A 21,463-nucleotide genomic window follows, 5' to 3' on the forward strand; every position below is an offset into this window, starting at 1 on the left:
GGGAGGTAACGGATTCGCGGACGGCGGATGCCGCAAGGACGGCGGCAGAGACGAAAACAGGATAGAAGCCCAGCTCTACGCTTGTAAACTGGGCATCTATCCTGTGGTCCGTCGGACGTGGTGGGAGAAGACGACCTAGATCATCGCCTCCCGGTCACACAGCGCTTAGCTGCGGAGTTCGGCACGACCGCGGTAAGGCGCCTTGGCACCCAGCTGCTCTTCGATGCGCAGCAGCTGGTTGTACTTGGAGACGCGATCGGAACGGCACAGCGAACCGGTCTTGATCTGACCGGCGGCGGTGCCCACGGCCAGGTCAGCGATGGTGGAATCTTCGGTCTCGCCACTGCGGTGGGAGATCACCGCGGTGTAGCCGGCGGCCTTGGCCATCTGGATGGCTTCCAGGGTCTCGGTCAGGGAGCCGATCTGGTTGAACTTGATCAGGATCGAGTTACCGATGCCTTTCTCAATGCCTTCCTTGAGGATCTTGGTGTTGGTAACGAACAGGTCGTCGCCCACCAGCTGCACCTTGCTGCCGATCTTGTCGGTCAGGGCCTTCCAGCCGGCCCAGTCGGACTCGTCCATGCCGTCTTCGATGGAGATGATCGGGAACTGCTCGGTCAGCCCGGCTAGGTAGTCGGCGAAACCGTTGGCGTCGAAGGCCTTGCCCTCGCCGGACAGGTCGTACTGACCGTCCTTGTAGAACTCGCTGGAGGCGCAGTCCAGGGCCAGGGTCACGTCCGTGCCCAGCTCGTAGCCGGCGTTCTTCACCGCTTCGGCGATGGCGGCCAGGGCGTCGGCGTTGGAGGCCAGGTTGGGCGCGAAGCCGCCTTCGTCACCCACGGAGGTGCTCAGGCCACGGGCCTTGAGCACGGCCTTGAGGTGATGGAAGATCTCGGCGCCCACGCGCAGGGCGTCGGCGAAGCTCTTGGCGCCGACCGGCTGGACCATGAATTCCTGGATGTCGACGTTGTTGTCGGCATGCTCGCCGCCGTTGATGATGTTCATCATCGGTACCGGCATGGAGTACTGACCGGGGGTGCCGTTCAGATTGGCGATGTGGGCGTAGAGCGGCAGGTCCTGATCTTCGGCGGCAGCCTTGGCAGCGGCCAGGGACACGGCCAGGATGGCGTTGGCGCCCAGCTTGGCCTTGTTGTCGGTGCCGTCCAACTCGATCATGGCACGGTCCAGCGCCTTCTGGTCGCTCGGATCCTTGCCCAGCAGCAGGTCACGAATCGGGCCGTTGATGTTGCCCACGGCCTTCAGCACGCCCTTGCCCAGGTAGCGGCTCTTGTCGCCGTCGCGCAGCTCCAGTGCCTCGCGCGAACCGGTGGACGCGCCGGACGGCGCGGTGGCGCGACCGACGATACCGTTGTCCAGGATCACGTCCGCTTCAACGGTGGGGTTGCCGCGGGAATCCAGGACTTCACGTCCCTTGATGTCGACGATGTTAGCCATTTTTGTATCGATCTCCATGTTACCGGTCATTGACGGATCAGCCTTCGGCTACCCGCGAGCCTTTTGGTTCAGCCGCCGCTCAGGCAGTTTCGATCGGCGTGAACGACTTCACCAGCTCGTCCAGCGCCTTGAGCTGGGCCAGGAAGGGCTCCAGCTTGTCCAGGCGCAAGGCACAGGGGCCGTCGCACTTGGCATGTTCGGGATCCGGATGGGCTTCCAGGAACAGACCGGCCAGGCCTTGGCTCATGCCGGCCTTGGCCAGGTCGGTGACCTGGGCGCGGCGGCCACCGGCGGAATCGGCGCGCCCACCCGGCATCTGCAGGGCGTGGGTCACGTCGAAGAACACCGGGTAGCCAAAGCTCTTCATGATGCCGAAGCCGAGCATGTCGACCACCAGGTTGTTGTAGCCGAAGGAGGAACCACGCTCGCAGAGGATCAGCTGGTCGTTACCGGCTTCCTCGCACTTGGCGAGGATGTGCTTCATCTCCTGGGGCGCAAGGAACTGCGCTTTCTTGATGTTGATCACGGCGTCGGTCTTGGCCATGGCCACCACCAGGTCGGTCTGCCGCGAGAGGAAGGCCGGCAGCTGGATGATGTCGCACACCGCCGCCACCGGAGCCGCCTGGTAGGGCTCGTGGACGTCGGTGATCACCGGCATGCCGAAGGTGGCCTTGAGCTCTTCGAAGATGCGCAGGCCGGCTTCCATGCCCGGGCCGCGATAGCTGGTAACCGAGGAACGGTTGGCCTTGTCGAAACTGGCCTTGAAGACATAGGGGATGCCCAGCTTCTCGGTCACCTTGACGTATTGCTCGCAGACCTGCATGGCCAGGTCACGGGATTCCAGCACGTTCATGCCGCCGAACAGCACGAAGGGCTTGTCGTTGGCGATCTCGATGTTGCCGACGCGGACGATCTTCTGAGCGATCATGATCAATCCTTCTTGGCGTAGCGCAGGGCGGCGTTGACGAAGCCGCTGAACAGCGGATGGCCATCACGCGGGGTGGAGGTGAACTCCGGGTGGAACTGGCAGGCAACGAACCAGGGATGATCCGGGGCCTCCACCACTTCCACCAGGGCACCATCGCCCGAACGACCGGAGATCTTCAGGCCGGCGGCCTGGATCTGCGGCAGCAGGTTGTTGTTGACCTCGTAGCGATGACGATGGCGCTCGACGATGACGTCCTGGCCATAGCAGTCATGCACCTGGGTGCCGCTGATCAGCTGGCACTCCTGGGCGCCCAGGCGCATGGTGCCGCCCAGGTCGGAGCCTTCGGTACGGATCTCGGTGGCGCCGGTGGAATCCTGCCATTCAGTGATCAGGCCGACCACCGGGTGGCCGCTGGCCTTGTCGAATTCGGTGGAGTTGGCGTCTTTCCAGCCCAGCACGTTACGGGCGAATTCGATGACCGCCACCTGCATGCCCAGGCAGATGCCCAGGTAGGGGATCTTGTTCTCGCGGGCGTACTGCACGGTGGCGATCTTGCCTTCCACGCCACGCAGGCCGAAGCCGCCGGGCACCAGAATGGCGTCCACGCCCTTGAGCAGATGGGTGCCCTGCTGCTCGATGTGCTCGGAGTCGATGTAGCGCAGGTTGACCTTGGTGCGGCTCTGGATGCCGGCGTGGGTCATGGCCTCGATCAGCGACTTGTAGGCGTCGAGCAGTTCCATGTACTTGCCGACCATGGCGATGGTGACTTCCTGCTCGGGATTGAGCTTGGCGTCCACCACGCGATCCCACTCGGACAGATCGGCCGGCTTGCACTCCAGGCCGAAGCGCTCGACAACGAACTCGTCCAGGCCCTGGGCGTGCAGCACCGAAGGAATGCGGTAGATGGTGTCGACGTCTTCCAGGGAGATGACCGCACGCTCTTCGACGTTGGTGAAGAGGGCGATCTTGCGGCGGGAGGAGCTGTCGACGGTGTGGTCGGAACGGCAGATCAGCACATCGGGCTGCAGGCCGATGGAGCGCAGTTCCTTGACCGAGTGCTGGGTCGGCTTGGTCTTGGTCTCGCCGGCGGTGGCGATGTAGGGCACCAGGGTCAGGTGCATCAGCATGGCGCGGCGCGCCCCGATCTCCACCCGCAGCTGGCGGATGGCCTCGAGGAAGGGCTGCGACTCGATGTCGCCGACGGTACCACCGATCTCCACCAGGGCCACGTCGGCATCGCCGGCGCCCTTGATGATGCGCCGCTTGATCTCGTCGGTGATGTGCGGAATCACCTGCACGGTGGCGCCCAGGTAGTCGCCGCGGCGCTCCTTGCGCAGCACGTCCATATAGATGCGCCCGGTGGTGAAGTTGTTGTTCTGGGTCACCGTGGTGCGGATGAATCGCTCGTAGTGACCCAGATCCAGGTCGGTCTCGGCGCCGTCATGGGTGACGAACACCTCGCCGTGCTGGAAGGGGCTCATGGTGCCTGGATCCACGTTGATGTAGGGATCCAGCTTGAGCATGGTGACCTTCAGCCCTCTCGCTTCCAGAATGGCGCCCAGGGAAGCCGAGGCGATGCCTTTCCCCAAAGAAGAAACAACACCGCCCGTGACGAAAATAAAGCGCGTCATGAAAATTCCTAGAATCTGCGTTGAGGCGGAGAGCCGCCGATGAAAGCGAGAGCGGTCGGCCTGGCGCCGGACCAATGCACACCGTCCACTCGGGGCGAGCGGAAAATGCGATATAAGACGGGAGCGTAGTCTAGCCTAAAGGTCATCCCAGCTCAAACCCGCCCATGCCGTCTGCGGGCTGCCACTCAAGCCGCCCTCCCCCCGGCAGGCCATCCAGGCCGGGCAGGTTGGCCACCGCCAGCAGTTCGTCGCCGCGCCAGAGCAGCGGCAATCGGCCGCGCAGGAACGGCGGCACCCCCTGCTCGTTGAACAGGCGCTTGAGCTCGCGCGAGCCGCGACCTGGTACGACCAGCCGCTCGCCTCCCTGGCGATAGCCGATCCGCCAGCCGGATTCGGCGGCCTGTTCGAGGAAGTTCAAGCGGCCATTGCCGGCCAGCTCCAGGCTGGCTTCCTGTCCGGTGATGGCCAGGGATTGCGGCGCGACCTGCCAGGCGTCGGGCACCCACCAGATCCGCCCTGCCCCCCGGCGCACCTGGCCACCTTCGAGACGCCAGAGGGGATCGCTCGCCGCGCCCGCCTCGCACATTGCCTGCCAACCAGCCCAGTGGGCGCTGTCGGGCTGGCGCGTCAGCGGATCCAACCAGGTGCGCAAGGCATTGCGCTGGCGCGCCTCGCTCAAGGCTTGCAAAGGCGCCAGGGCCAGATTGGGCAAGGGAATCCAGGCGAACCCGTGATCGACACACCGGGCCCGCTGCAAATCCAGATCGGCCAGCTCGCCGAGCAATTCGTCGGCTTCGGCCAGATGCCGGGCACCGCGCGCCATGACCTGATCGACGCCCGGCCAGCGGTCGCGTAGCCGTGGCAGCACCTCGTGCCGCAGATAGTTGCGATCCAGTCGGGTATCGGCGTTGCTGGGGTCTTCGATCCATTCCAGCCCTTCGGCTTCGGCATAGGCCAGCAGCGCACTACGCGGCTCGTCCAGCAGCGGCCGCCAGAGGCGACCGGCAGCCAGCGAACGGGTTTCGGGCATGCCGGCCAGCCCCTTCACACCCGCGCCCCGTACCAGCCGCTGCAGCAGGGTTTCCAGCTGATCGTCGCGATGCTGCCCCAGCACCAGGCAGCCATCCTGGGGCAGCACCTGGGCAAAGGCCGCATAGCGCGCCTCGCGCGCAGCCCGTTCGAGACTGGCCGCGCCATCGGCATGGACGTGCAGGGTAGCGAGGGGGACAGCCAACTTCTGGCAGACCTGGGCGCAGTGCTCGACCCAGGCATCCGCCGCGGCTTGCAGGCCATGATGCACATGCACCGCCTGCAGATCGCCCGGCAGGCCATGTTCGCGCAGCCGCGCGAAGAGGTACAGGAGAACGGTGGAGTCGAGTCCGCCGGAGAAGCCCACCCGCCAGTGACGGGTGAGCGGCTGCCGCTCCAGGCGGGCGTGCAGCCGATCCAGCAGACTCATGAGGGCGAAATCAGGCGATGCCGTAGCTCATCAGGCGCTCGTAGCGACGCTCCAGCAGCGCCGGCATATCGTAGCCCTTTAGCTCGTCCAGCTGCTCCAGCAACGCAGTGCGCAGGCTGTTGGCCATGGCCTGGGGATCGCGGTGCGCGCCACCCAGGGGTTCATCGATCACCTGATCGACGATGTTCAGGCTCTTCAGCCGCTCGGCGGTGATGCCCATGGCCTCGGCGGCATCGGGGGCCTTCTCGGCGGTCTTCCACAGGATGGAGGCGCAACCTTCCGGCGAGATCACCGAATAGGTGGAGTGCTGCAGCATGTTGAGCTGGTCGCAGACGCCGATGGCCAGGGCGCCACCGGAACCACCCTCGCCGATCACGGTGGCGATGATGGGGGTCTTCAGCCGCGCCATGACGCGCAGGTTCCAGGCGATGGCCTCGCTCTGGCCACGCTCTTCGGCGTCGATGCCCGGGTAGGCACCGGGAGTGTCGATGAAGGTCAGGATCGGCATCTTGAAGCGCTCGGCCATTTCCATCAGGCGACAGGCCTTGCGATAGCCCTCCGGACGCGGCATGCCGAAGTTGCGGCGGACCTTCTCGCGGACTTCACGACCCTTCTGGTGGCCGATGATCATCACCGGACGACCTTCCAGGCGGGCGATGCCCCCGACGATGGCCGGATCGTCGGCGAAGTGACGATCGCCGTGCAGCTCTTCGAAATCGCTGAACAGGTAGTTGATGTAATCGAGGGTATAGGGACGCAGCGGATGCCGGGCCAGACGGGCCACCTGCCAGCTGGACAGGTCGCTGAAGATGCTCTTGGTGAGCGCCTGACTCTTCTCCTGCAACCGGGCGATCTCGTCACTGATGTTCAGCGCATTGTCGTTACCGACCAGTCGAAGTTCTTCGATCTTGGCCTGGAGATCGGCGATGGGCTGTTCGAAATCGAGATAGTTCGGGTTCATGGGCATCCGTTATTACAATCTAGAGCCAGGGGCCGGGGCGCCTACCTTAAGGGATCGGACGAGGCAGGTCGAGACTCCTGCCACGTCACCGGCACCCGCCGCTGGCGAGGGTTGGGACGGAGCGCACGAGGCGCTCGGACTTAACGATAGTTGAGAAAGACGTTCTCCCTGCCGAACTGGTCACGCAGGGTTTGAATCAGGCCATCGGCCGGGTCGATCCGGTAGTTCTCGCCAAACTGCAGCAGCGCCCGCGCGGTGGGCCCCTGGTAGTCGATGGTGACCGGACAGGCGCCGCGATGGCGACCGCACAATTCGCCCAACCAGCGCAGCCGATCGCCGGCCAGCGCCTCGCTGCGCACGGCGATCCTGAGGCTCTCCGCCAGGGCGGTACGGGCCTCTTCCAAGCCCAGCACCCGCTTGGCGCGCAGGCGCAGACCACCGGAAAAATCATCCTGGCTGACCTCGCCCTCGACGATCACCAGAGCATCGGTCTGCAGCAATGCCTGGGCGGCGTTGAAGGCTTCGGCGAACAGCGAGGCCTCGATGCGCCCGGACCTGTCGTCCAGGGTGACGAAGCCCATCTTGTCGCCGCGCTTGTTCTTCATCACCCGCAGGTTGACGATCAACCCGGCCACGGTCTGGGTTTCCCGCGACGGCTTGAGGTCGACGATGCGCTGGCGCGCCAGCCGGCGCACCTCGCCTTCGTATTCCTCGATGGGGTGACCGGTCAGGTACAGCCCCAGGGTCTCCTTTTCCCCGCGCAGGCGCTCCTTGAGATTGAGCTCCCGGGCGCGACGGTGGTTGGCATAGACGTCGGCCTCGGGTTCGGCGAAGACGCCACCGAAGAGATCCACGTGACCACTGTTGTGACTGCGCGCGGTCTGCTCGGCCGAGGCGATGGCCTCTTCCATGGCCGCCAGCAGCACGGCGCGATTCTGGTCGATGGTCGCCTGATAGGCCTTGAGTTCGTCGTGGTAATGCGGCCCCAGGCGGTCCAGGGCACCGGAGCGGATCAGGGCTTCCAGGGTGCGTTTGTTGATGCGCTTGAGATCCACCCGCGCGCAGAAATCGAAGAGATCCTTGAAGGGGCCTTCGGCACGGGCCTCGACGATGGCCTCCACCGGCCCCTCGCCCACGCCCTTGATGGCACCCAGGCCGTAGACGATGCGCCCCCCTTCGTTCACGGTGAACTTAAACTCGGAGATGTTCACGTCCGGCGTGTCGATGCGCAGCTTCATGTGGCGGCATTCCTCGATGAGGATCACCACCTTGTCGGTGTTGTGCATGTCCGCCGACAGCACCGCGGCCATGAAGGGCGCCGGATAGTGGGTCTTCAGCCAGGCGGTCTGGTAGGAGACCAGGCCGTAGGCGGCCGAGTGCGACTTGTTGAAGCCGTAACCGGCGAATTTCTCCACCAGGTCGAAGATGTTGCCCGCCAGCTCGCCATCGATGCCGTTGTTGGCGCAACCCTCGATGAAGCCGCCGCGCTGCTTGGCCATCTCCTCGGGCTTCTTCTTGCCCATGGCACGGCGCAGCATGTCCGCCTGGCCCAGGGTGTAGCCACCCATGACCTGGGCGATCTGCATCACCTGTTCCTGGTAGAGGATGATGCCGTAGGTGGGCGCCAGCACCGGCTGCAGACCGTCGTACTGGTAGTCCGGATGCGGATAGGCCAGTTCGGCGCGGCCGTGCTTGCGGTTGATGAAATCGTCCACCATGCCCGACTGCAGCGGGCCGGGGCGGAACAGCGCCACCAGGGCGATGAGGTCTTCCAGGCAGTCCGGCTTGAGCTTCTTGATCAGCTCCTTCATGCCGCGGGATTCCAGCTGGAAGACGGCGGTGGTCTCGGCCTTCTGCAGCAGGGCATAGGTCGGCTTGTCGTCCAGCGGGATGAAGTCGATGTTGAGCGGCTCGCGCCCCTCCTCCACTTCCGTGCGGTTGATGGTCTCCAGCGCCCACTTGATGATGGTCAGGGTACGCAGACCGAGGAAGTCGAACTTGACCAGGCCGGCCTGCTCGACGTCGTCCTTGTCGAACTGGGTCACCAGGCCGTTGCCGTCTTCGTCGCAGGCGATGGGCGAGAAGTCGGTCAGCTTGGTCGGCGCGATCACCACGCCGCCGGCGTGCTTGCCGGTGCCGCGGGTGATGCCTTCCAGCTTCAGGGCCATGTCCCAGATTTCCTTGGCGTCCTCGTCGGTCGCCAGGAAGTCGCGCAGCACCTCTTCCTGTTCGAAGGCCTTCTGCAGGGTCATGCCCACTTCGAAGGGGATCATCTTCGACAGACGATCGGCCAGGCCATAGGACTTGCCCTGCACCCGCGCCACGTCGCGCACCACCGCCTTGGCCGCCATGGTGCCGAAGGTGATGATCTGGCTCACCGCCTCGCGACCGTAGAGGTCGGCCACGTACTCGATCACCCGGTCACGACCGTCCATGCAGAAGTCGACGTCGAAGTCGGGCATGGAGATCCGTTCGGGGTTGAGGAAGCGCTCGAACAGCAGGTCGTAGGCCAGCGGATCGAGGTCGGTGATCTTGAGCACATAGGCCACCAGGGAGCCGGCACCCGAGCCCCGGCCGGGGCCGACCGGTACGCCGTTGTTCTTCGCCCACTTGATGAAGTCCATCACGATGAGGAAGTAACCGGGGAAGCCCATCTGGATGATGATGTCGAGCTCGAAGTTGAGTCGGTCGACGTACTCCTGGCGCTTCTCTTCGTAGTTCGGCGTGGTCTCGCGCGGCCAGAGCACGGCCAGGCGCTCTTCCAAGCCCTCGAAGGACACGTGGCGCAGGTAGTCGTTGATGGTCATCCCGTTGGGAATCGGGAAGTTGGGCAGGAAGTACTTGCCCAGCTGGATTTCGATGTTGCAGCGCTTGGCGATCTCGACGGTGTTTTCCAGCGCCTCGGGCAGGTCGCTGAACAGCTCGGCCATCTCGGCCGCCGACTTCAGGTACTGCTGGTCGCTGTACTTGCGCTCGCGACGAGGATCGTCCAGCGGACGGCCCTCGCCGATGCAGACGCGGGTCTCGTGGGCCTCGAAGTCCTCGGCCTTGAGAAAGCGCACGTCGTTGGTCGCCACCAGCGCGCCACCGCAGCGATCGGCCAAGGCCACGGCGGCATGCAGATGTTCTTCGTCACCGGCTCTTTCGGTGCGCTGCACCTCCAGATAGAAGCGCTCCTGGAAGACCTGCTGCCATTCCTCGAACAACTGATCGGCCAGGGCCAGATCGCCTTCGAGCAGCGCCAGGCCGATCTCGCCCTCCTTGGAACCGGACAGGGCGATCAGACCTTCATTGGCTTCCTTCACCCAGTCGCGCTGGATGACGATCTGGCCGTCCTGCTGACCTTCCTGGAAACCCCGGGACAGCAGCTCGGTCAGGTTGCGATAGCCCTTGGCGTTCATGACCAGCAGGGTCATGCGGGTCAGGGGCGCGTCGCCTTCGCGACCGGCCAACCAGATATCGGCGCCGGCGATGGGCTTGATCCCGGCGCCCATGGCGGCCTTGTAGAACTTGACCAGCGAACAGAGGTTGCCTTGGTCGGTCACCGCCACGGCCGGCATTCCGGCGGCTTCGGCAGCCTTGACCAGCCCCTTCACCCGCACGATCCCGTCGACCAGGGAGTATTCCGTGTGGAGACGCAGGTGGACGAAGGATGCGGACATGGCAGAGACCCCTTGATGCATGAGGCGCGAGATTGTACTGGATTGTCGACCCGGGGTCAGAACGCCGCGACGGCCGTCAGTAGGTCGCGACGATCTGGGTGGAGGCCTGGGTCTCGAGGGTGTGCCAGGCATCGCGCACCGGCGCGAAGGAGCGCCGGTGGATGGGCGTGGGCCCGAGGCGCCGGAGCGCGTCCAGATGCTCGGCGGTGGGATAGCCCTTGTGCCCGGCCAGGCCATAGCCCGGATAGAGGGCATCCAGCACCTGCATCTCGCGATCGCGACTCACCTTGGCCAGGATGGACGCCGCGGCGATCGCCGGGACCTGGCTGTCGCCCTTCACCACCGGCGCACTGGGCACCGCCAGCTTGGGACAGCGATTGCCATCGATCAGGGCCAGCCGCGGCTGCACGTGGAGCCCCTCGACCGCGCGCTGCATGGCCAGCATGGTGGCGTGCAGGATGTTCAGCCGGTCGATCTCGGCGACCTCGGCGCGGGCCACGCACCAGGCCAGGGCCTTTTCCTGGATCTCGTCGAACAGGGCTTCGCGGCGCGCCAGCGACAGCTTCTTCGAATCGTTCAGGCCGAGGATGGGCTTGCCCGGATCGAGGATCACCGCAGCCGTGACCACGGCGCCGCACAGCGGACCGCGACCGACTTCGTCGACGCCGGCGACCAGCGCCTCGACCAAGTTGAAATCCAGGCCCAGCTGCATCAGCCACGCTGCCGCAGGAGATCCAGCACGGCAGTGGCCGCCTGGACCGAGGCATCGCGCCTCAGGCTGTGATGGATGGCCGCGAAGCTGTCGGTCTGCTGCTGCGGCTGCTCCAGCAGCGGCAGGAGTTCGGCCACCAGCCGCTCCGGGGTCGCCTCGTGCTGGATCAGCTCCGGCACCAGCTTGCGCCCGGCCAGGAGGTTGGGCAGCGAGATGTAGGGGCTCTTCACCAGCTGCTTGAGGATCAGATAGGTCAGGGGGGCCACCCGATAGGCCACCACCATGGGTCGCTTGAACAGCAGCGTCTCCAGGGTCGCAGTGCCCGAGGCGATCAGCACGCCATCACAGGCGGCCAGCACCTCATGGGAACGCCCATCGGTCAGCAGCAGCGGCAGCGGCGGCCGGCCTTCCAGCAGTTGCTCCACCTGCGCCCGCCGCGCGGCATTGGCACAGGGCAGCACGAAGCGCACATCAGGACGCACGGCCAGCAACTGGGCGGCAGCGTCGAGGAACAGCGCACCGAGGCGCCCTACTTCGCCACCGCGACTGCCCGGCAACAGGGCGATGACCGTACCCTCTTCCGGCAGGCCCAAGGCCTGTCTGGCCGCCAGGCGGTCGCTGTCCAGGGGAATGGTATCGGCCAGCGGATGGCCGACGAAGCGCACGGGCACCTGCTGCTCTTCGTAGAAACGGGCTTCGAAGGGAAACAGGGTCAGCATCAGGTCGCAGCCGTCGCGGATCTTGAGCACCCGCTTCTGGCGCCAGGCCCAGACCGAGGGACTGACGTAGTGCACCGCCGGTATGCCCGCGCGATGCAGCTGGGCTTCGATTTCGAGGACGAAATCCGGAGCATCGATACCGATGAAGACGTCGGGACGGGCGTCGAGCAACTGAGCGATCAGCGCCTTGCGCCGACCCAGCAGTTCACGCAGGCGGCCGAGTACCTCGACCAGCCCCATGACCGCCAGGCGTTCCATGGGAAATTCGGACACCAGCCCTTCGGCTTCCATCCGCGGACCGCCCACGCCCATGAAGGAGATATTCGGGTGCTGTTCACGCAGCGCCTGCATCAGGCCGGCGCCGAGCAGATCACCCGACGCCTCCCCTGCCACCAGCGCCACGCGCAGCGGGCGTTGGGCGAACTCAGCGGGTGATGCCACGCGTCGCACTCAGGATGGAATCACGGAACACCGCCACCTCGGGAAACTGCTGAGCCACTGGCTCCAGCTCACGCAGGGCGTCATCGACGGTCAGCCCCTGGCGATAGACCACCTTGTAGGCGCGGCGCAATTCCTTGATGGCTTCGGCCGAGAAGCCCCGGCGACGCATGCCTTCGAAGTTCATACTGCGGGCTTCGGCCGGATTGCCGAACACCGTGACATAGGCCGGTACGTCCTTGCCGATGGCCGTGCCCATGCCGGAAAAGCTGTGGGCACCGATGCGGCAGAACTGATGCACCAGGGTATAGCCGGACAGGATCGCCCAGTCGTCGACATGCACGTGCCCGGCGAGGGCCGTGTTGTTGACCAGGATGCAGTGATTGCCGATCACGCTGTCATGGCCGATGTGCACATAGGCCATCAGCAGGTTGTGATCGCCAAGGGTCGTCTCTTCCCGATCCTGCACGGTACCGCGATGGATGGTGACCCCTTCGCGAATGGTGTTGTGATCGCCGATCCGCAGCCGGGTCGGTTCGCCCTGGTACTTGAGATCGGGCGTATCCTCGCCGATGGACGAGAACTGGAAGATACGATTGTGACGTCCGATCACGGTCGGACCCTTGAGGATGACGTGAGGCCCGATGACGGTCCCTTCGCCAATCTCGACATCCGGTCCGATGATCGACCAGGGGCCGACCTGGACATCGGCGGCGAGCCGTGCCTTGGGGTCGACGATAGCCCTGGGGTCAATCAACGTCATAGCTTGCGTTCCGCACAGATGATTTCAGCCGAGCAGACCGGCTTGTCGTCCACACTGGCGTGGCATTCGAATTTCCAGATGCCGCGCTTGGTACTGATGAAGCGGGCGTCGAGCATCAGCTGATCGCCCGGCGTCACCGGCTGGCGAAAACGCAGCTTATCCGATCCGACGAAGTAGTACAGGGTGCCATCGGCCGGCGAGGAATTCATCATCTTGAAACCGAGCACGCCAGCGGCCTGCGCCATGGCTTCGACGATCAGCACGCCCGGCATGATCGGGTGCTGGGGGAAGTGGCCGGTAAAGAACGGTTCGTTGATGCTGACGTTCTTGTAGGCACGAATGCGCTTGGCTTCGATATCCAGCTCCAGCACGCGATCCACTAACAGAAAGGGATAGCGATGCGGGAGATATTCGCGGATCTCGTTGATGTCCATCATGGTCGGGGAAGGCCTGTTCAGAAAGGGGAAACATCCGATGCAGAATCAAGCATCAGAAGCAGCGTCATCCCGCGAGGTCACGGTAGCAACGATTTTTTCCAGATGTTGCAGACGGCGGGCCATGTCGTCGAGGTGACGAATCCGCGCGGCGCTCTTCTTCCATTCACCGGCCGGCTGCATCGCCGTACCGGAGGAATAGGCGCCGGGCTCGGTAATCGAGCGGGTCACCATGGTCATACCGGTGACGAACACGTGGTCGCACACCTCGATATGACCGACCATGCCCACGCCACCGGCGATGGTGCAGTGCTTGCCGATCTTGGTACTGCCAGAGATGCCCACGCAGGCGGCCATGGCGGTGTGCTCACCGACCTGGACGTTGTGCGCGATCATGATCTGGTTGTCGAGCTTGACGCCATTGCTGATGACCGTGTTCGCCAGGGCGCCGCGGTCGATGGTGGTGTTGGCACCAATCTCGACGTCGTCGCCGATCAGCACCCCACCCAGCTGGGCGATCTTCTGCCACTGACCACCCTCGTTGGCGAAGCCGAAGCCCTCGGCACCGATCACGGCACCCGATTGCACCACGGCACGCTCGCCGATGGTCACGTCGTGGTAGAGCGTGACCCGGGGCGCCAGCCAGCTGTCGGCCCCAATGACGCTCCGCGCACCCACCACGCAGTGGGCGCCCAGACTGACGCCCGCGCCGATGCGCGCCTGCGCCTCGATCACCACATAGGGACCGATGGCCGCCGTCGGATCGACCTCGGCATCCGCCGCGACCAGCGCCGTGGGATGGATACCGGCCGCGCTGCGCGGCTTGCGATCGAACAGATGGGAAAGCCGCGCGTAGGCCAGATAGGGGTTCGCCAGGATCAGGGCGTCACCGGCATAGCCGTCGGCGTCCTTTTCCGTCAGCAGCACGGCCCCGGCCTGGGTATCGGCCAGGAAGCGGCGGTACTGCGGATTGGCTAGAAAACTCAACTGCTCAGGACCGGCCTCGGGCAGGGTAGCCAGACCGGTTACCAGGCGCTCGGACGAACCGCGTAACTCCACGGTCAACTGGCGGCTTTCCAGCCACTGCGCCAGTTCGCCCAGCGTAAAGGTGGTATGGCTCATCAACGACCCGCGTTCATGCGCTCGATCACCTGACGGGTGATGTCGTATTGCGGCTTCACGTCCACCACGGCACCGCGCTCGAGCACCAGATCGTAATCGCCCTTCTTCAGCACCTCTTCCACGGCCTTGTCCAGGCGCGGCTTGAGCAGCTTGAGCATGTCACGATCCGACGCCGCCTTGGCATCGTTGAGTTCCTTGGACTGGAACTGGAAGTCCCGGGCCTTCTGGCGGAAGTCGTTCTCCAGGCGGGTACGCTCGGCCTGGGCCAGCTTGTCACCGCCCTTGTTGAGCTTGTCCTGGATGTCCTTGGCGGAGCTTTCCAGGCCCTTGAGCTTGTTCAGCTGGGGACCGAACTTCTTCTCGGAATCCACCGCGTACTTCTTGGCGGCATCGGATTCCAGCAGGGCCATCTGGTAGTTCAGCACGGCGATCTTGGTATCGGCGAACACCGGAGCGGCGACGAGAACGGCAGCGAACAGAGCGTAACGGGTGTACTTGTGCACAGTTGACTCCTGCGTAAAGCGCAAAGGTGTAGCCTGGGGTCAGAACGTCTGACCCAGCGAGAACTGGAAGACCTGCGGATCGGAGTTGGTCGGCTTCTTGACCGGAACGCCCAGGCTGAAGCTCAGCGGACCCAGGGCGGTAACCCAGGTCACACCGACACCAACGGAGCTGGCCATGTTGGAGAAGCTGACATCGCCGCAGTTCTTCGTCGAGCCCAGGTAGCACTTGGTGCTGAACACATTACCTACGTCCCAGAACAAGACGGTCCGCAGGGACTTCTGATCCTTCACGAAAGGCAAGGGGAACAGGTATTCCACACCACCGGTGATCAGGACGTTGCCACCAAAGGCCTCGTCGTTTTCCCGATCGCGATAGCCCTGACCTTGGGACCCGTACTTGGTACCAAGAGCAGGATCATCATTGATGTACCGCGGAGGGGTTGTACGCGGACCCAGGCTGCTGTCCTCGAAACCCCGTACCGAGTTGAAGCCACCGGCGTAGTAGTTCTCGTAGAACGGCAGGCCATCGGTGCTGCCATAGCCGTCGCCGTAACCCAGCTCGGTATGGAAGCGCAGCGCGGTAGTGTCGGTCAGCGGGGTGAACAGCTGGCCGCGGTAGTCGAGCTTGTAGAAGCTCAGGTCGCTGCCCGGGATGGTAATCTGGCCGGTCAGGCTCTGGGAGGCACCACGGGTCGGCAGCACGCCGCGGTTCAGCGTCGAGCTCGACCAGCCGATGCTGGCCTTGAAGTTGGTGAAGTTGTCCCCTTCACGCTGGACGAAATCGTAGATCTCGTCGGCGCTGTAGGTACCGGGATTGATCTCGTCCTTCTGCACGCTCAGACCATAGGTCAGGCGCGAGGTCTCGCTGATCGGATAGCCCAGGGTGACACCGGTACCCAGGCTGTTGATCGAGTAGTAGGAGACGTCACTGTCGTACAGTTTGCTGTAGTCGGTGCTGCGATAGAAGATGTTGTAGCCCAGACTCACGCCATCCGGCGTGAAGTAGGGATCGGTGAAACTGAAGTTGTAGCGACTCTGGTACTGGGAACGGGTCAGACCGATGCTGACCTGGTTGCCGGTACCGAGGAAGTTGTTCTGGCTGATGGAACCACCGAGGATCAGACCGGCGCTCTGGGCGAAGCCGATGCTGGCGGTGATGGAGCCGGACGGCTGCTCTTCGACGTTGTAGTTGACGTCGACCATGTCGTCGGTGCCCGGTACCTGGGGCGTCTCGACCTTGACTTCCTTGAAGTAGCCCAGGCGTTCGAGACGGGTCTTGGACTGGTCGATGAGGTAGGTGGACGCCCATCCGCCTTCCATCTGGCGCATCTCGCGACGCAGCACCTCGTCCTCGGTCTTGGTGTTGCCGCGGAAGTTGATGCGATTGACGTAGGCACGCTTGCCCGGATCGACCACATAGGTCAGGGACACGCTGTGGTCGTCGTCATGGGGCTCGGGCAGACCGTTGACGTTGGCGAAGGTGTAGCCTTCGTTGCCCAGGCGGCGGGTGATCAGATCCGAGGTACTGGTCATGACCTTGCGCGAGAAGACCTGGCCCGGCTGGACCAGCATCAGTTTGCGCAGCTCTTCCTCCGGCACCTTGAGGTCGCCGGACAGCTTGACTTCACGAACGGTGTACTTCTGCCCTTCGTTGACGTTGACCGTGATGTAGACGTGCTTCTTGTCGGGCGTGATGGACACCTGGGTCGAGGTGATGTCCATGTTGATGTAGCCGCGGTCCAGGTAATAGGAACGCAGGCGCTCCAGGTCACCCGCCAACTTTTCCCGGGAGTACTTGTCATCGTTACGGAAGAACGACAACCAGTTGCTCGGCTTGAGTTCAAACAGCGAGGTGAGGTCATCCTCGGCGAAGACCGTGTTGCCCACCACATTGACGTGGGAGATGGTCGCGACCTCGCCCTCGTTGACGGTGATCTTCAGCTGCACCCGGTTACGGGGCTGCGGCACCACTTCGGCGTCGATGCTGGCGGAATAACGGCCCTGGGCGACGTACTGGCGCAGCAGTTCGTTGCGCACGCCTTCCAGCGTCGCACGCTGGAAGATCTCGCCCTCGGCGAGACCGGCCTGCTTGAGGCCCTTCATCAGGTCGTCGCTGGAGATCGCCTTGTTGCCTTCCAGGGTGATGCTGGAAATGGAGGGACGCTCGACCAGATTCACGACCAGGACGTTGCCGTCACGGCCCAGCTGGATGTCCTGGAAGAATCCGGTACGGAAGAGTGAGCGGGAGGCTTCGGCCAACTTGTTGTCGTCGACGGACTCGCCGACATTGAGCGGCAGGGCACCGAAGACGCTGCCGGACGATACTCGTTGCAGTCCGTTGACGCGGATATCGGAGATGGTGAAGGACTCGGCGTGTACCTCGCCGATCATCAGCGCGGCTATTACCGCAGGTAGCAGCAGGCGTTTCATGAGTCCCTTTTATTCCAACTGGCAAATAAAGAATCTGCCGCACTGGGCGGCAGATTCGGCAATCAGCAGAGTGTCAGAGGCGACCGAGGTCATTGACCAAGGCCAGCAGCATCACACCCACGACGAGGCTAATACCGATCTGCATGCCCCATGTCTGTACACGCTCGGACAAGGGCCGCCCGCGAATCCACTCGACGAAGTAGAAGACCAGATGACCACCGTCGAGCACAGGGATAGGCAACAGATTCAGAACCCCCAGGCTTATGCTCAGGTACGCCAGAAAATTGAGGAAATCCCCCAGGCCTGACTGAGCGGAAGCGCCCGCCACTTTAGCAATGGTTATCGGCCCGCTCAAGTTTTTTACCGACAGCTCTCCCAAGAGCATCTTCTTCAGGGAAACCAGCGTCAGCACGCTCATCTGCCAGGTCCGACCGATACCCTCCCCTACGGCGGCGACGGGTCCATAGCTGATTTCGCGAACCATTTCCGCCGGCCACTTGACCGGTGCCACACCGGCGCCGAGGTAGCCGGCGTCGGTGGAATCGACCCGCCGCGCGTCCAAACGTAGGGACAGATCCCGCCGCTGACCCTCGCGTTCATAGGTGACCTTGACCTGCTGATCGGGGTGCGCCCGCACCCACTCCACCGCCTGCTGCCAATCGCTGATCGCCGTATCGTTCAGGGCGATCAGGCGATCCCCCGTCTGCAGGCCGGCCGCTTTCGCCGGACCGGCCGGATCCAGCTCGGCGAAGACTGCCGGAATCTGTGGCCGCCAGGGTTTCAGGCCCAGGGCCTGGATCGGATCGGGATCTTCCGCACCGCGCAGCCAGGCGTCGAGCTGGATGACCGTGCGCTGCTCGGCGGTGGTGCCCGGCACCCGGTAACTCAGGCGCAGCGGACCACTTTCACCCAGACGATCGACCAGGCGCAGATTGACTGCCGACCAGCTGTCCACAGCGGCGTCATCCACCGCGGTCAGCTCAGCGCCGACGGGGATGCCTGCGGTGGCAGCCAGCGTATCGGGCGTGATGCCGCCCACGACCGGCCGCGGCTGCTGGGAACCCAGCATGGCCAACATCCAGAAGAACAGGATGGCGAGCAGGAAGTTGGCGATCGGACCGGCGGCGACGATGGCGATGCGCTGGCGTACCGTCTTGCGGTTGAAGGCGGCATGCTGATCTTCAGGGGCCACCGGCGCTTCGCGCTCGTCCAGCATCTTCACGTAGCCGCCCAGTGGGATCGCGGCCACCACGAATTCGGTGCCGTGGCGATCGTGCCAGCGCAGCAGCGGCTTGCCAAAACCGACGGAAAAGCGCAGGACCTTGACGCCGCACCGGCGCGCCGTCCAGAAATGGCCATACTCGTGAATGGTCACCAGGACGCCCAGGGCGATCAGGGTTCCCAGTATCGTATAAAGGATGGACATTGGCTGCCTCCGCTACCTCAGTGTGCCGATTCTGCGGACTCGCAGGTCAGGTGTCGAGGCGCGGGATCAGCGTCTCGCCAACCACTCCCGAGCCAGCTGCCGAGCGGTATTGTCGGCTGCGAAAACCGCGTCCAGATCGGCGGCCGGACCGGGCTCGACACCCTTGAGCACCGACTCGATCAGTTGCGGGATCTCGGTAAAACCCAATTGACCCGCGAGAAAGGCCTCGACGGCGACTTCGTTGGCGGCATTGAGCGTCGCCGGCATGCAACCACCCGCCTGAGCGGCTTCCCGGGCCAGACGCAAGCAAGGAAAGCGCGCTTCGTCAGGGCGCTCGAACTCGAGCCGGCCGATTTCGAACAGATCCAGCGCCGTGACTCCGGAGTCGATTCGCTCGGGCCAGGCCAGGGCATGGGCAATGGGGGTGCGCATATCGGGATTGCCCAACTGGGCCAGCACCGAACCGTCCACATAGTCGACCAGCGAATGAATCACGCTCTGGGGATGGATGACCACCTCGACCTGTTCAGGTGTCGCCTCGAACAGCCAGCACGCCTCGATCAACTCCAAGCCCTTGTTCATCAGGGTCGCGGAGTCCACCGAAATCTTGCGACCCATGGACCACTTGGGATGGGCACAGGCCTGGTCCGGCGTCACCTCGACCAGCTGCTCGGCCGGTGTCTCGCGGAACGGACCACCCGAGGCGGTGAGCAGGATGCGTCGTACGCCCTTGCGCGCCAGGCCGGGTGTCGCCGGATCGGCCAGGCACTGGAAGATGGCGTTGTGCTCGCTGTCGATGGGCAGCAGGGTCGCGCCACTGGCCTGCACCGCCTCAATGAAGAGCGCGCCGCTCATGACCAGGGCTTCCTTGTTGGCCAGCAGCACGCGCTTGCCAGCCTTGACCGCCGCCAGTGTCGGCTTCAGCCCGGCCGCGCCAACGATGGCCGCCATGACGGTATCGACCTGAGGATGAGCGGCGATAGCCTCCAGGCCACCCTCGCCCACCAGGATCTCGGGGAGCATTTCAGCCCCTCGCAGCAGGCCGGCCAAGCAGTCGGCGGACGCCTGATCCGGCACGGCCGCATAGACCGGCTGGAAACGTCGGCAGAGATCAGCCAGCTCATTCAGGCGACGATGCCCGCTCAAGGCAAAGATCCGATAACGCTCAGGGTGCCGCGCTACTACATCCAGGGTGCTGGCACCGATGGAGCCGGTCGCACCCAGCACGCAAAGCCGTTGGAGACTCACTGGACACCCCAGCCGGCCCACCAGAGCAGCAGCGCGAACAGCGGTACGGCGGCCGTGAGGCTGTCGATGCGATCCAGTACGCCACCGTGCCCCGGCAGCAGTTGACTGCTGTCCTTGAGCCCGGCCTGACGCTTGAACATGCTTTCGGTGAGATCACCCACCACGGAAATCAGCACCACGCAGGCCGCGCCGATGAGCGCCTGCATGAGGTCACCCAGACCCCAGCCACGGACCAGACCGAGCACCAGGGTCGCCACCAGCGCCGCGGCCAGGCCACCATAGAGGCCTTCCCAGCTCTTGCCCGGACTCACCGCCGGTGCCAGCTTGCGCTTGCCAAAGGCCCGTCCGGAGAAATAGGCGAAGATGTCGGCCAGCCACACCAGCATCATCACTTCGAGAATCAGTAGATTGCCACCCGGTGCCGCCTTGAGCAGCATCAGCCCCTGCCAAGCTGGAACCAGCACCACCAGCCCGATCAGCAGGCGTCGCCAGGAGGCCTGCCAGGCACGAGCGCTATCGGGATAGGTGAGCACCAGCACGGTCGCATAGAGCCACCAGGCCAGGCTGATGAACAGCAGTCCGTGAGCCCCCGCCGGCAACCACCAGCAGAGCAGCAGCGCCAGCGCCACGACGGCGGCATAGGCACAACGCAGCGGCTGGGTTTCCAGACCCGCCAAACGTGCCCACTCCCAGGCACCCAGGACCACGACCGCACCAATGAACAAGGCGAAGGCCGCCCCTTCCAGCCAGAAAAATCCGGCCAGGGCGATGGGCAGGAGCACCATCGCCGTGATAACTCGCTGCTTCAGCATTAGGCGCGTAGCTCCGCTTCCACCTGTTCGCAGGTCCGGCCGAACCGCCGTTGGCGGGTGGCGAAGTCGGCCAGCGCGGCATGCATGGCCTCGTGCTTGAAGTCCGGCCAGAACAGGTCGGAAAAATACAGCTCGGCATAGGCGATCTGCCAGAGCAGGAAGTTGCTGACCCGCCGCTCGCCACCCGTGCGGATGCACAGGTCGGGCAACGGCAGGTCAGCGGTCGCCAGGCAGCCCTGCAGCAGCTCAGGCGTGATGTCACCCGGCTGCAGCGACCCCTGCTGGACCTGCGTCGCCAGCTGCTGGGCGGCCTGGGTGATATCCCATTGCCCCCCGTAGTTGGCGGCGATCTGCAGCACGAACCGGGTGTGATGGGCAGTGAGTGCCTCGACTTCCGCCATGGCCGCCTGCAGTTCCGGGTGGAACAGCGAGCGATCACCGATGATGCGCAGCCGGATGCCATTCTGATGCAGCTTCTTGGCCTCTCGCCGCAAGGCGGACAGGAAGAGCTCCATCAGGGCGCCGACCTCGTCGGCCGGACGCCGCCAGTTCTCGCTGGAAAAGGCGAACAGCGTCAGCACCTCGACGCCCGCATCGCCGCACACCTCGATGACCGCGCGCACGGCGTCCACTCCGGCCTTGTGACCGGCGACGCCCGGCAGCAACCGACGGCGCGCCCAGCGATTGTTCCCATCCATGATGATCGCCACGTGACGTGGCACCACCTTGCCTGGCTTGCTCATGCCCATGTTACGTCCCA

17 protein-coding genes are annotated in these 21,463 nt (G+C 64.3%); all 17 read right to left on the reverse strand.

Going from position 1 to position 21,463, the window contains the following annotated elements; genetic code table 11:
• Positions 1 to 165 precede the first annotated feature (165 nt).
• The gene (gene eno, locus NRG74_RS10960; protein ID WP_257706511.1) at positions 166 to 1,455 is read right to left on the reverse strand and encodes a phosphopyruvate hydratase; all 1,290 of its coding nucleotides are present in this window, start codon (positions 1,453 to 1,455) and stop codon (positions 166 to 168) included.
• A gap of 79 nt (positions 1,456 to 1,534) precedes the next feature.
• Complete coding sequence (kdsA, locus tag NRG74_RS10965) at positions 1,535 to 2,380, reverse strand: 3-deoxy-8-phosphooctulonate synthase (protein ID WP_257706583.1); 846 nt, start codon at positions 2,378 to 2,380, stop codon at positions 1,535 to 1,537.
• Between the two features lie 5 nt (positions 2,381 to 2,385).
• Complete coding sequence (locus NRG74_RS10970) at positions 2,386 to 4,014, reverse strand: CTP synthase (protein ID WP_160923743.1); 1,629 nt, start codon at positions 4,012 to 4,014, stop codon at positions 2,386 to 2,388.
• Between the two features lie 142 nt (positions 4,015 to 4,156).
• On the reverse strand, positions 4,157 to 5,473 hold the full coding sequence (gene tilS, locus NRG74_RS10975) for a tRNA lysidine(34) synthetase TilS (RefSeq protein ID WP_257706512.1): 1,317 nt from the start codon (positions 5,471 to 5,473) through the stop codon (positions 4,157 to 4,159).
• Between the two features lie 10 nt (positions 5,474 to 5,483).
• Entirely contained in the window at positions 5,484 to 6,434 is a 951-nt protein-coding gene (locus NRG74_RS10980) for an acetyl-CoA carboxylase carboxyltransferase subunit alpha (RefSeq protein ID WP_017639042.1), read from the reverse strand.
• Between the two features lie 140 nt (positions 6,435 to 6,574).
• A complete protein-coding gene (gene dnaE / locus NRG74_RS10985) occupies positions 6,575 to 10,096 on the reverse strand; it encodes a DNA polymerase III subunit alpha (RefSeq protein WP_017639043.1) in 3,522 nt (1,173 codons plus the stop codon).
• 76 nt (positions 10,097 to 10,172) lie between these two features.
• Positions 10,173 to 10,808 carry a ribonuclease HII gene (gene rnhB, locus NRG74_RS10990; protein WP_257706513.1) on the reverse strand — a complete coding sequence of 212 codons (636 nt, stop codon included), beginning with the start codon at positions 10,806 to 10,808 and terminating at the stop codon, positions 10,173 to 10,175.
• Positions 10,808 to 11,935: a lipid-A-disaccharide synthase gene (lpxB, locus tag NRG74_RS10995; protein WP_257706584.1), complete on the reverse strand. Its 1,128-nt coding sequence runs from the start codon at positions 11,933 to 11,935 to the stop codon at positions 10,808 to 10,810. The genes rnhB and lpxB overlap by 1 nt, the downstream gene beginning before the upstream one ends.
• Before the next feature lie 16 nt (positions 11,936 to 11,951).
• Entirely contained in the window at positions 11,952 to 12,728 is a 777-nt protein-coding gene (gene lpxA / locus NRG74_RS11000; protein WP_007159482.1) for an acyl-ACP--UDP-N-acetylglucosamine O-acyltransferase, read from the reverse strand.
• A complete protein-coding gene (gene fabZ / locus NRG74_RS11005) occupies positions 12,725 to 13,165 on the reverse strand; it encodes a 3-hydroxyacyl-ACP dehydratase FabZ (RefSeq protein ID WP_007159483.1) in 441 nt (146 codons plus the stop codon). The genes lpxA and fabZ overlap by 4 nt, the downstream gene beginning before the upstream one ends.
• 45 nt (positions 13,166 to 13,210) lie before the next feature.
• Positions 13,211 to 14,284 carry a UDP-3-O-(3-hydroxymyristoyl)glucosamine N-acyltransferase gene (lpxD, locus tag NRG74_RS11010; protein WP_437181172.1) on the reverse strand — a complete coding sequence of 358 codons (1,074 nt, stop codon included), beginning with the start codon at positions 14,282 to 14,284 and terminating at the stop codon, positions 13,211 to 13,213.
• Positions 14,284 to 14,787: an OmpH family outer membrane protein gene (locus NRG74_RS11015; RefSeq protein WP_017639048.1), complete on the reverse strand. Its 504-nt coding sequence runs from the start codon at positions 14,785 to 14,787 to the stop codon at positions 14,284 to 14,286. The genes lpxD and NRG74_RS11015 overlap by 1 nt, the downstream gene beginning before the upstream one ends.
• 39 nt (positions 14,788 to 14,826) lie before the next feature.
• On the reverse strand, positions 14,827 to 17,217 hold the full coding sequence (gene bamA, locus NRG74_RS11020; protein ID WP_231356594.1) for an outer membrane protein assembly factor BamA: 2,391 nt from the start codon (positions 17,215 to 17,217) through the stop codon (positions 14,827 to 14,829).
• A gap of 73 nt (positions 17,218 to 17,290) precedes the next feature.
• Complete coding sequence (rseP, locus tag NRG74_RS11025; RefSeq protein WP_257706514.1) at positions 17,291 to 18,643, reverse strand: sigma E protease regulator RseP; 1,353 nt, start codon at positions 18,641 to 18,643, stop codon at positions 17,291 to 17,293.
• A 66-nt stretch (positions 18,644 to 18,709) separates the two neighbouring features.
• Positions 18,710 to 19,891, reverse strand: coding sequence for a 1-deoxy-D-xylulose-5-phosphate reductoisomerase (ispC, locus tag NRG74_RS11030; protein ID WP_037062975.1), 1,182 nt, complete (start codon positions 19,889 to 19,891; stop codon positions 18,710 to 18,712).
• The gene (locus NRG74_RS11035; protein WP_064306764.1) at positions 19,888 to 20,703 is read right to left on the reverse strand and encodes a phosphatidate cytidylyltransferase; all 816 of its coding nucleotides are present in this window, start codon (positions 20,701 to 20,703) and stop codon (positions 19,888 to 19,890) included. Before NRG74_RS11035 ends, ispC begins: the two co-directional genes overlap by 4 nt.
• A complete protein-coding gene (gene uppS, locus NRG74_RS11040) occupies positions 20,703 to 21,452 on the reverse strand; it encodes a polyprenyl diphosphate synthase (RefSeq protein ID WP_017639053.1) in 750 nt (249 codons plus the stop codon). Before uppS ends, NRG74_RS11035 begins: the two co-directional genes overlap by 1 nt.
• Positions 21,453 to 21,463: the final 11 nt, after the last annotated feature.

Origin of the sequence: Pseudomonas oryzihabitans (genome assembly GCF_024652905.1) — a bacterium.
In the GTDB taxonomy this organism is placed as follows: Bacteria; Pseudomonadota; Gammaproteobacteria; order Pseudomonadales; family Pseudomonadaceae; genus Chryseomonas; species Chryseomonas benzopyrenica.

Coding starts and splice junctions, on each gene's coding strand:
- eno (WP_257706511.1), bottom strand. CDS start 1,455: ATGGCTAACATCGTCGACATCAAGGGACGTGAAGTCCTGGATTCCCGC.
- NRG74_RS10970 (WP_160923743.1), bottom strand. CDS start 4,014: ATGACGCGCTTTATTTTCGTCACGGGCGGTGTTGTTTCTTCTTTGGGG.
- tilS (WP_257706512.1), bottom strand. CDS start 5,473: ATGAGTCTGCTGGATCGGCTGCACGCCCGCCTGGAGCGGCAGCCGCTC.
- NRG74_RS10980 (WP_017639042.1), bottom strand. CDS start 6,434: ATGAACCCGAACTATCTCGATTTCGAACAGCCCATCGCCGATCTCCAG.
- dnaE (WP_017639043.1), bottom strand. CDS start 10,096: ATGTCCGCATCCTTCGTCCACCTGCGTCTCCACACGGAATACTCCCTG.
- rnhB (WP_257706513.1), bottom strand. CDS start 10,808: ATGCAGCTGGGCCTGGATTTCAACTTGGTCGAGGCGCTGGTCGCCGGC.
- lpxA (WP_007159482.1), bottom strand. CDS start 12,728: ATGACGTTGATTGACCCCAGGGCTATCGTCGACCCCAAGGCACGGCTC.
- fabZ (WP_007159483.1), bottom strand. CDS start 13,165: ATGATGGACATCAACGAGATCCGCGAATATCTCCCGCATCGCTATCCC.
- lpxD (WP_437181172.1), bottom strand. CDS start 14,284: ATGAGCCATACCACCTTTACGCTGGGCGAACTGGCGCAGTGGCTGGAA.
- bamA (WP_231356594.1), bottom strand. CDS start 17,217: ATGAAACGCCTGCTGCTACCTGCGGTAATAGCCGCGCTGATGATCGGC.
- rseP (WP_257706514.1), bottom strand. CDS start 18,643: ATGTCCATCCTTTATACGATACTGGGAACCCTGATCGCCCTGGGCGTC.
- NRG74_RS11035 (WP_064306764.1), bottom strand. CDS start 20,703: ATGCTGAAGCAGCGAGTTATCACGGCGATGGTGCTCCTGCCCATCGCC.
- uppS (WP_017639053.1), bottom strand. CDS start 21,452: ATGGGCATGAGCAAGCCAGGCAAGGTGGTGCCACGTCACGTGGCGATC.